11 protein-coding genes are annotated in these 12056 nt (G+C 41.0%); 3 read left to right on the forward strand and 8 right to left on the reverse strand.

Features of this window, described 5'->3' with window-relative positions; genetic code table 11:
• Window positions 1-40: 40 nt before the first annotated feature.
• A complete protein-coding gene (locus PSF11_RS13110; RefSeq protein WP_014656867.1) occupies window positions 41-793 on the reverse strand; it encodes a sulfite exporter TauE/SafE family protein in 753 nt (250 codons plus the stop codon).
• Between the two features lie 224 nt (window positions 794-1017).
• Here PSF11_RS13110 and PSF11_RS13115 point away from each other — a divergent pair, with 224 nt between their 5' ends.
• Window positions 1018-1575, forward strand: a complete 558-nt coding sequence (locus tag PSF11_RS13115) for a helix-turn-helix domain-containing protein (RefSeq protein ID WP_004924471.1) — start codon at window positions 1018-1020, stop codon at window positions 1573-1575.
• Here the strand turns inward: PSF11_RS13115 and PSF11_RS13120 are convergent.
• The 4 genes from PSF11_RS13120 to ivbL form a co-directional block, all read right to left on the reverse strand.
• The gene (locus PSF11_RS13120) at window positions 1572-2234 is read right to left on the reverse strand and encodes a hypothetical protein (protein ID WP_014656868.1); all 663 of its coding nucleotides are present in this window, start codon (window positions 2232-2234) and stop codon (window positions 1572-1574) included. The genes PSF11_RS13115 and PSF11_RS13120 overlap by 4 nt on opposite strands.
• Window positions 2235-2425: 191 nt before the next feature.
• A complete protein-coding gene (gene ilvN / locus PSF11_RS13125) occupies window positions 2426-2710 on the reverse strand; it encodes an acetolactate synthase small subunit (protein WP_004924476.1) in 285 nt (94 codons plus the stop codon).
• A 2-nt stretch (window positions 2711-2712) separates the two neighbouring features.
• Window positions 2713-4410: an acetolactate synthase large subunit gene (gene ilvB / locus PSF11_RS13130; RefSeq protein ID WP_014656869.1), complete on the reverse strand. Its 1698-nt coding sequence runs from the start codon at window positions 4408-4410 to the stop codon at window positions 2713-2715.
• A gap of 104 nt (window positions 4411-4514) precedes the next feature.
• Window positions 4515-4604, reverse strand: a complete 90-nt coding sequence (gene ivbL, locus PSF11_RS13135) for an ilvB operon leader peptide IvbL (protein ID WP_154598840.1) — start codon at window positions 4602-4604, stop codon at window positions 4515-4517.
• Window positions 4605-4989: 385 nt separating this feature from the next.
• Between ivbL and PSF11_RS13140 the strand changes: the two genes are divergently transcribed.
• The gene (locus PSF11_RS13140) at window positions 4990-6156 is read left to right on the forward strand and encodes an MFS transporter (RefSeq protein ID WP_060560925.1); all 1167 of its coding nucleotides are present in this window, start codon (window positions 4990-4992) and stop codon (window positions 6154-6156) included.
• 156 nt (window positions 6157-6312) lie between these two features.
• Complete coding sequence (aarP, locus tag PSF11_RS13145) at window positions 6313-6720, forward strand: HTH-type transcriptional activator AarP (protein WP_004924490.1); 408 nt, start codon at window positions 6313-6315, stop codon at window positions 6718-6720.
• Window positions 6721-7210: 490 nt separating this feature from the next.
• Here aarP and PSF11_RS13150 read toward each other — a convergent pair whose 3' ends face one another.
• The 3 genes from PSF11_RS13150 to PSF11_RS13160 all read right to left on the reverse strand — a co-directional run bounded on the left by PSF11_RS13150 (window position 7211) and on the right by PSF11_RS13160 (window position 11822).
• A complete protein-coding gene (locus PSF11_RS13150) occupies window positions 7211-8560 on the reverse strand; it encodes a DNA-processing protein DprA (RefSeq protein ID WP_036941998.1) in 1350 nt (449 codons plus the stop codon).
• Complete coding sequence (locus PSF11_RS13155) at window positions 8557-10656, reverse strand: RecQ family ATP-dependent DNA helicase (RefSeq protein ID WP_004924500.1); 2100 nt, start codon at window positions 10654-10656, stop codon at window positions 8557-8559. The genes PSF11_RS13150 and PSF11_RS13155 overlap by 4 nt, the downstream gene beginning before the upstream one ends.
• Window positions 10657-11306: 650 nt before the next feature.
• Window positions 11307-11822 carry a single-stranded DNA-binding protein gene (locus PSF11_RS13160; RefSeq protein ID WP_004924506.1) on the reverse strand — a complete coding sequence of 172 codons (516 nt, stop codon included), beginning with the start codon at window positions 11820-11822 and terminating at the stop codon, window positions 11307-11309.
• Window positions 11823-12056 lie beyond the last annotated feature (234 nt).

Genomic DNA, 12056 nt, shown 5'->3' on the forward strand with positions numbered 1-12056 from the left:
TTTATATTTTATACTGATAAATCTTTAACAGTGACGTGAGTTACAAAATAAAAAAATAACGATATAGCAAGGCAATACCTGAAATTAAAATAATAATATTGATAATTTTCAGGAAAGATTCTCGCGATATTTTCAAGGTAATATGGCGCCCAGCCCAAATACCAATCAACATTGCGGGTGAGAACGCTAATGCCATCAGCAGAATATCGACATTCACATAGACACCCATCACTAAAAAGATTGTGACACGCGTTAACGTGCTAAAGCCTATTAATGTCATTTGGGTGATGCGAAAGCGCTGTTTATCGGCTATGCGGCTTGATAAGTACATAGCATAAATAAAGCCACCGCTACCAAATAACGCACTAAAAATACCGCCGATCAAGCTGAAAGGAACAACTAATATCTTAGAAAAATGCGATTGGCCTTTCTTTGAAAAAAAGGCGTTCATAACATAAAAAATCACAAATATACCAAGTAATAAAATCAGAATATCTGGGCGTGTTTTTAGTAAGATAGCCGCACCAATTAAACTCCCCACAACCATGAGTGGAATAATCCATTTTATTTCTTGATAATCCGCGTTTTTACCATCTTTTACTAGATTGATCAGCGCCGCCGTTAAATCAATCAGTGCTAATATAGGCACGATCATATTTAAAGGAAGATACATTGCTAATACAGGCGTGGCTATCAAAGCGGATCCAAACCCAGCCATCCCAAAAACTAAATAAGCGCACAGTAGTGTAAAAAAACAGATCGCCATTTCTAGCGAGAAAAAATCAAACGGCATAATTAGCCCTTACAGGGAGTATTTTTGTTCACTATAATTTTTTCTGAATAAATAAAAAAGCCCTGTTTTTATTACCTAAGTGAACGGATTGATTATTAAATCAGGTTGCCATCTTCATTTTCTTCCATTGTCGAAATATTATGCCTTTATCAGTACGTTTCTGACATAACGTTGTTATGATGGTAGAATTAGCAGCATAATTTAACTTTCAAGGAAGACACAGGGTGGATAAAAAAATCAACATTAAAATTGGTCAAAAAGTACGCTTACTCCGGCAAGCAAGGAACCTCTCCTTGAATGAACTAGCACGTTTATCAGGGATCTCAAAAGCGGCTCTTTCTAAACTGGAGTCTGGCGATTCAAACCCAAGAGTTGATACCTTAGAAGCCATCGCCATCGCATTACGCTTCCCATTGAGTGATCTATTTACATTACAGCATGAAGCCTACCCCTACTTTGTGAAGTCAGCTCCTCAGCAAGGGGATTATTCACAACAATTTAAATTTCGTATCAATATGGGCAATATTTCTGAAATATGGCAGTTGAATATGAAACGAGGCGCCATTATTAATAGCCCCGCACATATGAGCGGAACTCATGAACATATCATGCTGCATACTGGTTCATTGATGTTACGCTTAAAAGATGAACAAACCGTGTTATTAGAAGAAGGGGATTTTTATGCCTTTAGTTGTGATTTTCCCCACTCCTATCTCTGCATGGAGGGGGAATTAAATGCAACAGTCGTGATGACGTACTCGCATCTTAGTGACAGTATCTAAACTTCGACATGCTTCGCATCATAACTGATCCGCAAGATCCCTTTTTTATATTTCATCGACTTAATCACAAACTGGCAAATTTTACCGAGTGAATCAACATGAGTGCCGCCACAAGGCACCTCATCACCTTCAGAAACGCGACAAAGGCGTAACTCTCCTCGTTGCTCAACAGATACAGGATAGTCACCGTGCAAGCGTTGATTGACTAAAGCTTCTATTTCCCTTTCATCTAGTTGTTCAATGGGGGTGGGGTTATCACTAATTGCACTAAACTCTACTCGTGACTCATTCGGAAAATGGTGCCCTTTTTGCCCCTTCCATCCAAAACAAGCCATTTCCCAACTTAATAAGTGCCCCGTCGTATGCAAAGCCGCATGATATTGGCGCTGTGCCTTATCAATTTTCGCACTGACAGCATCACCAACATTCAAATTCTGATCCGGCGCTAAATAAGCAATTATCCAGCCATTTGGGTGTTTCTTAATACGAACAGGCTGATCATTGATCCACCCAGCATCGGCTGGTTGACCTCCGCCTTGTGGATGAAAAATATTATCCCTTAGCGCAACCCATTGCCCCTCATCATCTTGGCCTTTTTCAAGTACAGTTGTTTGAATTTCATAGCGATAAGTATCAGTCAGATAAATATTATTCTGCATAAAATGCCCCACTTATTTGTTGATGCTTTACAGCGTAATGCTGAGTTTGTTATACCACCATTGTTCACTTTAAGAAACAATAGAACATTAAAACAAACAAATGTGCTTAAATTGTGCGTTCAAACCAAATAAAAAATTCAACCTACAGGATAAATGTAGGTTGAATATAGAGAGCCAGTGGCGATGCAATGTTATTGCAAATAGTTTTGCATTGTCTCAAATAGTCTTAGGTCATCACTAAAACGGACTTCCCTAACATCTTCTAGTTTTTCAACTTGATTCACCATTTGTGACAAGCGCTCATCTTTTTGTACTAATAGCCAAATTCGGCTTTCATCTTTATCTTTTATTGGCATACATAAAATGCCGTCCACATTAAAAGCACGACGCGCAAACAGGCCACAAATATGCGACATAACACCAGGATGGTTGCGGACAATAAGTTCTAATGCAATTGGGTGATGTTCAAAAACCATAATTACGCTCCGATCATATCAATATTTGCTGCACCCGGTGGAACCATTGGATAAACCTTTTGATTCACATCGATCAGGGCATGAATTAAGCAAGGACCTTTCGTGTTCATAATCGCTTCTAATGCCATTTCAGGATCCGCTTCCGTATTTAAATCACAGGTTTTCAAACCAAACCCCGCCGCAATTTTAATAAAATCTGTTTGATATGGATAAGCTGCGGCATATATGCGGTTATCAAAAAACAGCTCTTGTTGCTGATACACCATCCCCAATGCTTGGTTATTCATCAGAACAATTTTGATATTTAATTGGTGCTCAACTGCGGTGGCAAGCTCTTGAATATTCATCATCAAGCTGCCGTCACCAGAGAAACATACGATGGTTTGCTCTGGGTTCGCCAATGCCGCACCAATCGCGGCAGGAAGACCAAAGCCCATCGTGCCTAAACCGCCAGATGTTAACCACTGGCGAGGACGTGATAGCGGATAAACCTGTGCCGCCCACATTTGATGCTGCCCAACGTCAGTGGTCACTATCGCTTCTTCGCCCGCGGCTCTTGCAGCAGCAAGCACTAAGCCGTAATGGCTTAATGGATTATCGGCTTCGCTTAAATTTAATGGGTAGTCCTGCTTTAATTGATTAACTCTTGTCATCCACTCTTCACGTTGATTTTTTTCAACTAACGGCAGTAATAACTCGAGAATTTGCCCTGCATCTGCATTGATAGCAATATCAGGTCGTTTAATTTTACTGATCTCTGCTTTATCAATATCTACATGAATAATTTTGGCATTAGGACAGAATTTTTCTGCACGACCTATCGCTCGGTCATCAAAGCGAGCACCGATAACAATTAGCAAATCAGCTTCTTCCATCACCATATTCGTGCTACGCGCCGCATGCATTCCCAACATTCCCAAGTAGAGCGGGTGGCGCATAGGAATAGTCCCTAATGCCATCAGCGTCATCGTCGTTGGTAATGTCGCTTTCTCTGCAAACGCAATCGCCGTCTCTGTGGAGCCTGAACTAATCACGCCGCCCCCAAAATAAAGTACAGGACGTTTCGACTGATTAATCATTTCCGCCGCTTGGATCACTTTTTCCATCTCAAAGTTCGGCGCCTTATCTTTTGGCTGAATATCTGGCAATGCGTCTAATTCGATCGTTGCCGTCTGCACATCTTTAGGAATATCAATCCATACTGGGCCGGGACGACCGGACTCTGCGATTCGGAAGGCGTCACAAATTACTTGCGGTAATTCATTGATGTTACGAACTAAATAGTTGTGTTTTGTGACAGGAATAGAAATCCCATAAGTGTCAACTTCCTGAAAAGCATCGGTGCCAATCATTGAAGAAGGAACTTGGCCTGTAATACAAACCAGTGGAATAGAGTCAAGCTTAGCGTCCGCAATGGCCGTGACTAAATTCGTTGCTCCTGGGCCACTCGATGAAATACACACTGCCGCTTTTCCGGTTGTACGCGCAATACCTTGTGCAATAAAGCCAGCACCTTGCTCATGACGCGCCAAAATATGGCGGATTTGCTTGCTTTTACCTAAAGCATCATAAAAAGGGAGGGCTGCACCGCCAGGGATCCCTGAAACAATGGTAATGCCATGTTTTTCTAACAAATGGACTATCAGTTCTGCACCTGTGTAGCAGGTTTTATCTGATGATGTTGTACCCGATTCGCTCATAATCTTATCCTTCACACTAGCCGGTGAGATTCGAGCGGCGATTCATAAAAAAACCCCGCTCGGTTTGCGCCGGCGGGGTTTTTAATCTGCGTTGATTGTTCCCGTTACGGCGCTAAGCCCACGACCACCACCACACGCACGACCACCGCGGCACGTGGCGCGGTTAGTAGTAGGTTTGAATGATGAAGAGTCATGTTCACGGGTTATTCCTGTCTGTCGATATTAATTTGGTTTAAATTATTAATCATTATTTTGTGTAAGTGCATTTAAGAAAACACATCTTGTTCACAATGACAATCATTTTTTCCATTTTTATTCATCTCACATTTAAAACGCGATCAATATCACACTACTAACTTACCAGAGCATTTAACTGGCAATTAGTTATTTTTTGGTTTTATCCTCTCGTTAAACCGAGATAACAACCAGGCTCTTAAATTGACTGATATTCCCTCTTGACTTCAAGTTGACTTGAAGTTGTAAGCTGAACATTTCCTGTATTTCACAACAATAAACTGGCAAAGCAAACTCAGCTTAACTGATTATTTCTATTAGTTTATTTGATTTTTAGAGGGTATTATGCCTAAAAATGTTTGGTGGTTAGCTATCGCATTAGCACTGTTTACAACGGGGAATGCTATTGTACTTTCAGTGGCAGTCGTGATCGGCGAGAAACTTTCCGTAGATCCGACTTACTCTACGGTTCCACTCCTGAGCCAATATATTGGTTTAATTATGGCAACCATTCCTATTGCATATTTAATGCAGAAATACTCAAGAAAACTCGGCTTTATACTGGGGAGTTTTTCTGGGATGATCGGAGCCATTCTATCCATTGTTGGTATTATTTATTACAACTTAACCTATTTCTCAATTGGCCTATTCTTTACAGGAATTGCCATTGGTACAGCACAACAATTTCGTTTTGCAGCGCTCGAAGAAGCTCCTAAAGCTTTACATGCTAAAGCGGTTGGGTTAGTGATGAGTGGAGGAATTGCAGCCGCCTTAATCGGCCCAACGTTGGCCGTTATGACACAGCGCTTTTTCACTGAATACCCTTTTGCTGGCCCCTTTAGTGCATTAACGCTCATCTATGTTATCGCTTTTATTTTATTATTAAGAGTGCCTTTGAAAAAAGTCGAACAACAAAGGCAAAACCATAGCAAAGCGAAACGTAGTTATAAACAACTGTATTCACAACCGATATTAAAATTAATTACTATCGTAAGTGCGGTTGGCTATGCGTTAGTGGTATTGACTTTCGCTTCCATTCCACTCTCTATGAAACAACACAATTTCCCCTTCTCTTTAATAGCTCTTGTATTCCAGTGCCATGTACTCGGTATGTTCGCACCCTCTTTTTTTACAGGGCACCTTATTCATCGTATTGGAACAAAAAAGATCATCGTTATCGGTATTTTGTTGCTGTTTCTCTCTGCCACAATAAACCTGCTGGGAAGCCAATTTTATCACTATCTACTATCAGGCATATTCGTTGGTGTCGCGTGGAATTTTATTTTAATCAGTACCACCCAACTATTGCCTCTCGGCTATGAAGATCACGAAAGAGCAAAAGTGCAAGGTATGACAGATTTTCTTATTTATTCTTTTGGTGCTTTAGGTAGCCTTGCAGCCGGTGTGTTATTTTTCTCGCTCGGTTGGCAATTGATGAATGTCCTGTCAATGGTCATTTCAATTTTCATTCTTGTTTTTTGTATTGTTTTAAAAAAACATATTACGCAATGAATTAAACAATAAGATAGGTATTTAATTTTATATATACAGGTGTAATCGTCGTCTGCCATAGTGGAATACACTGTATTATAACCTGTTTAAGTTTTATTTATTCAAAAGCTATCCGATGAGTAATATGCTTATAATCTAACAAATAGGAAATGTATTATGTATAATAAATTACCCATTTCATATAGCAGAAAACATACTCAATTTCAGTCCTCTATTATCTCTGAAATCCTAGTTTGGATAGAAGGAAACCTTACTAATCGATTATCATTAGATGATATTGCACAACATTCTGGATATACCAAATGGCACTTGCAACGGGTATTTCGTAAAATTGTCGGTATGCCTTTAGGGGAATATATACGCCGTCGACGGATCTGTGAAGCGGCGAAAGAGCTACAAACCACAAACCTTCAAGTAATTGATATTGCTTTGAAATACCAATTTGACTCCCAGCAATCCTTTGCCAAAAGGTTTAAGGCTTATTTAGGTATTTCACCTTCTTTATATCGTCTTTCCGACACTGGTTATAATGACCTCTTGTTGCTAGAGCCTAAGGTCGCTTAACCATTGAATATGAAAAGACATCGAAATTTGACGCATTACTGTATTACTGACTAATAAGCTCCTAGTAATAATACTTACTGGAGCTTTATTTTTATTTAAATCCATTTGTTATCCTTTTTCCTTTTGATTGAATATTAAGAAACCCTTAATGTTCATCCTCGATAAATATTTTATAATTGATATAAAAAGACAAACTTTCATTATTAGGTTAAATAAAAAACCATATTAATTAGAAACTTTTTATATTTAGGTATTTTTCTAAACCTATTGCATACGGTGATAATATTAGTGTCATTTTCTACATTCAAATCACAATAATATGATACTCAGTATTAATCTCCTATATTGTAATAGCTTCCCCCATTGGATCATCGGCATATTAGGCGATATTGTTTATCAATGCTATAAATCCCTAAAACCCCCTTACTCTGCCATCACTCGTTCAATTGTTACCAATTAAGTAAAACATCCTTGTTCCACTGCGTGGTATTTAGCCCTGCTCTTTCTCAATTACCGCTTGATAACGGACTGGCCGTTTGAGTTTTTTTACTAAGCCATCTTTTTCTGCGCGCTTCAACCACTCATTTAATTGTGATTTGTGTAATTCTGTCTTTGCAATAAGTTCATCAAGTGAAATTGGTTCTTTAGCCAACCCTTGAAGTTCCATTGTGAATAATTGATAAAAATCTACAGGAGTTGAACGCAGCTCCTCAATCTCTATAGACTGCTTTGAAACGGCCAAACTGTCTGTTTGCTCCACACCACTTGATACATTGCTCTCTATCTCTGGCAGGTTGGCTTCTAATATTGGATTAGGCTCTGCAAATAATTCTGGTTGTTCAGGAACGGCAGATGAAAAAAGATCAGGCTGTTCTTCTTTTACCTGCTCAACACTATTGACGTCATTTCTAATGAGTTCTGCAATATTAGAGTGTTGCACATCATCCGTTAACCAGCGCGCGCCTTTAGCGACCAAATCAGCATTAGCAGCACTTTTGTCAATTGTCGGCTTGACCCATAGAGGCACCCACATTTTTTTTAGATTTTCTTCAGCACCACTTAACGTGCCCCCTTTTTTACCTGAATGGATCACAAGAGCGCTATCTGCTAAACAGTAAATATACTTATTGCGAGCCATCGCATTACCGGTGCTAAAACCCGCTTCTGGATAAAAAGGTGATACTAATACCGCATGCCCCTCCATTAGCCCTTTACGCCATTTACTACTCGTTGCGGCTTTTAGTAAATTATCCGCCACCACACCAATAATTACGCCACCTTGCCGCATAGCGCCTAACATTGCCGTTTCATCGACACCACGTGCTGCCCCTGAAATAATCGCGACATTATCGGATGCTGCTTTAGCACCAATTTGGTCTGTATAAGTGAGATCAGACACACTTGCATTACGTGAACCAATAACGGCTAATCCCCCCATATTCAATAACGCTTTATTCCCACAACCAAATAACACGGGGGGAGAATCTGTTTTTAACCGCTGTTTTAAACGTTTTGGGTATTCAGGATCAGAACGCGTAACCACCCACAAACCCGCTCGTTGCCATTTCTCTATGGCAAGAGCAAGGCTATGCCCACGGTTCAATAGCTCCACAATCCGTTCTGTACTAATACGAGCATCGTGCCACCCACTGAGTAGTGCCTTCGGATCAGAGACTAAAAGGTCTGCTGGTGTCGTTGATTTTTCTTTCAACCATAACGCAAACCGCCCCCACTCCGTATTAGTGAGCGGCTTGACGGCTTCACTACTCGCCTTGGAAAAATAGCTAGTTAGCAATAAAGTCGCTTGCGCTGTTGGTGACAATGAGCTAGATACATTCATGAGTCTTTTACCGAAGAAGAGGCAAGTGCAACTGGATATACCATACCACTGCCTGCCTGCTGTAATAATGCCGCGATGACTGTTAGCGTCCAGCCGGAGTCCACAATGTCATCGACCAAAAGTACGGGCTGCCCACATAATAATTCTGTAATAGCAAATGCGCCATCCAAATTCTGGCACTGGTGGAAACGATTTTGCTGACTTTTTTGTGGCTGGTTATCTTTAATTTTGCTCACAGAATTCACAAATGGCAAGCCTAGTCGCGAGGCTAAACGGCGAGCAAAACTTGGTACTAATTCTGGATGGTTTCGCGATGGTACACAACAGACCCATTGTGGTGCAGGGGTTGGTTTCCAGCGGTTTTGGATCATTTCTGCCATCGCTTCGACTAATTCATCACTAAAATACCCAGCATATTTGTTGTTTGCAACTAAACGCCCCCAACCAGCATCCCCCCAACGTGATAAAACCCGTCCTTCTTGAGCACGGAGATTTTGTGGCAGACTACCTTTAAAGCCATACTCCAAGAAAGCATTAGCGGCAACCTGTGCTTTAGGTTTAATCGCCATCTCGGCGTGCTTAAGAAAAGTTCCCGCCCGATGAACCAAAGCGGGGTCGATGGCTTGGTTGACAACTGGGCGTGCTATACAGGATGCACACTTACCGCAAGGAGTCGGGTCATGGTCGTCTAGAGCTTTGCGCAGAAAGGTCATCTTGCATCCACTGTCTTTCAAATAGGCCTGTACTTCTTGCCACTCTTGAACACGCTGTCCTGTTAAATGTTCAATACGCGCATGATCCATTTGGTAATGTACAGGCGTCCTTACCCAGCGGCTACCATTTTTAATGACGGGCGCCGGGTTTTCCACGCTCAATAATTTAAGTACCTTCTCAATCTGCCCGTAGCGCAGGTTAGTTTTCTCCTCGATATTACGTATTGATAAACCATCACCCTGTTCTAGCGCCTGTAAAACCTCATTGACTTGCATTTCAGATGGAAACGCTGAGCCCCAGAAAAATTCATGAATGTCCCGATCCTCTACACCAGACATTAATACGCCTACTGCATGGTCAATACCACGGCCAGCACGCCCTACTTGCTGATAATAAGCGACAATAGACCCCGGAGCTTGATAGTGAATGACGAAACTTAGGTCGGGTTTATCATAACCCATGCCTAACGCGGTCGTCGCCACCAACACCTTTAATTGATTATTAAATAGTAATTCCTCTAAATGTTGACGGTAAACATTACTATTTTCAAAATCATCACTTTCAACGCTGCTATGATAAGCCTTCGCATCGATACCGTTACGATTTAGCCATTCAGCAACTTGTTCAGCATCACGTACTGTTAATGTGTAAACGATGCCTGTACCCGGCAAATTGGGAATTACCTGAGCTAGCCATGCTAGACGAGAACTTTGATCGGGCAGAACCATGGTTTGCAATGCAAGGCTCTCTCGGATCAATGAACCACGCTGGATCCGGATATGACCAAGTAAGGCCTGAATATCATCGACGACACGATTATTAGCCGTCGCAGTGGTGCCTAATACTGGGGTGTTTGCAGGTAACTGACGCAAAATATTCACAATGCGACGGTAGTCAGGGCGGAAATCATGCCCCCAATCGGAAATACAATGAGTTTCATCAATCACCATCAAAGCGATACGATCTGCAATAGGCTGAAGTACTGTTTCAATAAAACTATCATTAGCTAACCGTTCAGGTGAAATCAACAAACAATCAATTTGATTATTGTGAATACGCTGCGTAACACTTTGCCAATCATCTTGGTTAGTTGAGTTCATCGTCTCAGCCACAATCCCCAAACGTTCCGCTGATTCAATTTGGTTGCGCATCAAGGCCAACAATGGCGATACAATAATCGTTGGCCCCATACCTCTATCGCGGAAAATCTTCGTACTGATAAAATAAACCGAACTCTTCCCCCAACCTGTTCGCTGTACAACGAGTAACTTCTGTCGATGATTTACTAGTGTATCAATCGCTTCCCACTGACCATCTCGAAATTCGGCAGTAGGGCTAGCTAGAGCGGTTCTTAGTAGTTGTAGGGCTTCGGCACGGTTCATTATTACTCCTTAATTTATTCGGTAAGTTCACCGTTGATAAGTTTGGGTAGCAACAAGTCGTGAAATTGCATAATGTTCGCTATATTCAAACAGCCTGATAATTTAGAGCATCGATTTTCAACCTGAATATCACGTGTATTCATTCAAGCTAATAGGAAACAAAAAATATCAACTGCATTAATATTATTTATATTTAAAGGCAATAGCACGACTTCCATTATTATTTTCTCGCTTCATGAACTGCATAATAAAGCCACATTTTACCTTTTCCAGCCGGAGGTAAAAAACTGCGAACGTTCTCAAATTTCTGTTCAATTTATTGATATTAAAATGCTTCTGAAACAATAAATTCATTTGGTAAAAGCACAAACACTCTTTCCGTATTGTTAGCCATTACATATAGCTTCTTTTAGGGAATTATCTTTCAGTCTAATGGAATGATTCTGATTGGTGAAAAGAGAGGGAACGACCACTATTTACCTAAATAAAAAATAATATTTTTAGTATTTATTCAACACCCAACATTTGTCTAAAACAAAAAACCTTCTAAATGTTCTCACACTTAGAAGGCTGAAGTTTGTTTTCTGCACTTTGTAAATCAGACGGCTAAAAAAGCCTCAGATCTACTTTAATTCGAATTTTTATTCCAATCAGAACGGAATATCGTCATCGAAGTCCATTGGTGGTTCGCTGCTTTGTGGCGCAGGTGCTGGTGAACGCGCTGGGGCGCCGCCGCCACTGAATTGCTGAGCCGCTGGTTGCTGAGGCTGACCCCAACCGCTTTGACCACCTTGGCTTTGGCCTGATGATTCGCCACCACGACCGCCTAACATTTGCATTGAGCCACCGATGTTAACCACAACTTCAGTGGTGTAACGGTCTTGACCACTTTGGTCTTGCCATTTGCGAGTCTGCAAAGAACCTTCAATATAGACTTGAGAACCTTTTTTCAGATATTCACCAGCAACTTCAGCTAATTTGCCGAAAATCACGACACGATGCCATTCTGTTTTCTCACGCATTTCACCAGTTTGCTTATCGCGCCAGCTTTCAGAAGTTGCCAGAGTCAGGTTTGCAACAGCACCACCGTTAGGCATGTAACGGATTTCAGGATCTTGCCCTAAGTTACCGATAAGAATTACTTTATTTACGCCTCTGCTGGCCATTTAAACACTCCTGATCCATTAAATTTAATCTCTGTATTAGTCGTGAAGTTTAGCACGACCAACCCATAATGCATACGAATTGCATACTAAAATAGATGTAGCTTGCTCAAGTTGCGAGCAGCTTTGAAAATTTAAATTGTATCGTTCTTGAAGGTTCACAAACTGACAACCTGAATAATTTACTGTGCAGCTACGCGATACATTAATAATTCGACAATGCAAACACCAGCCTTG

This window comes from Providencia sp. PROV119, assembly GCF_028482435.1.
In the GTDB taxonomy this organism is placed as follows: domain Bacteria; phylum Pseudomonadota; class Gammaproteobacteria; order Enterobacterales; family Enterobacteriaceae; genus Providencia; species Providencia stuartii.

Bases quoted from the DNA above. Each gene is read 5' to 3' on its own strand.
- aarP (WP_004924490.1), top strand. From the start codon at position 6,313: ATGTATAATAAATTACCCATTTCATATAGCAGAAAACATACTCAATTT.
- ivbL (WP_154598840.1), bottom strand. From the start codon at position 4,604: ATGACTCTTCATCATTCAAACCTACTACTAACCGCGCCACGTGCCGCG.
- ilvN (WP_004924476.1), bottom strand. From the start codon at position 2,710: ATGGTTTTTGAACATCACCCAATTGCATTAGAACTTATTGTCCGCAAC.
- PSF11_RS13150 (WP_036941998.1), bottom strand. From the start codon at position 8,560: ATGAATGTATCTAGCTCATTGTCACCAACAGCGCAAGCGACTTTATTG.
- PSF11_RS13120 (WP_014656868.1), bottom strand. From the start codon at position 2,234: ATGCAGAATAATATTTATCTGACTGATACTTATCGCTATGAAATTCAA.
- PSF11_RS13140 (WP_060560925.1), top strand. From the start codon at position 4,990: ATGCCTAAAAATGTTTGGTGGTTAGCTATCGCATTAGCACTGTTTACA.
- ilvB (WP_014656869.1), bottom strand. From the start codon at position 4,410: ATGAGCGAATCGGGTACAACATCATCAGATAAAACCTGCTACACAGGT.
- PSF11_RS13155 (WP_004924500.1), bottom strand. From the start codon at position 10,656: ATGAACCGTGCCGAAGCCCTACAACTACTAAGAACCGCTCTAGCTAGC.
- PSF11_RS13110 (WP_014656867.1), bottom strand. From the start codon at position 793: ATGCCGTTTGATTTTTTCTCGCTAGAAATGGCGATCTGTTTTTTTACA.
- PSF11_RS13160 (WP_004924506.1), bottom strand. From the start codon at position 11,822: ATGGCCAGCAGAGGCGTAAATAAAGTAATTCTTATCGGTAACTTAGGG.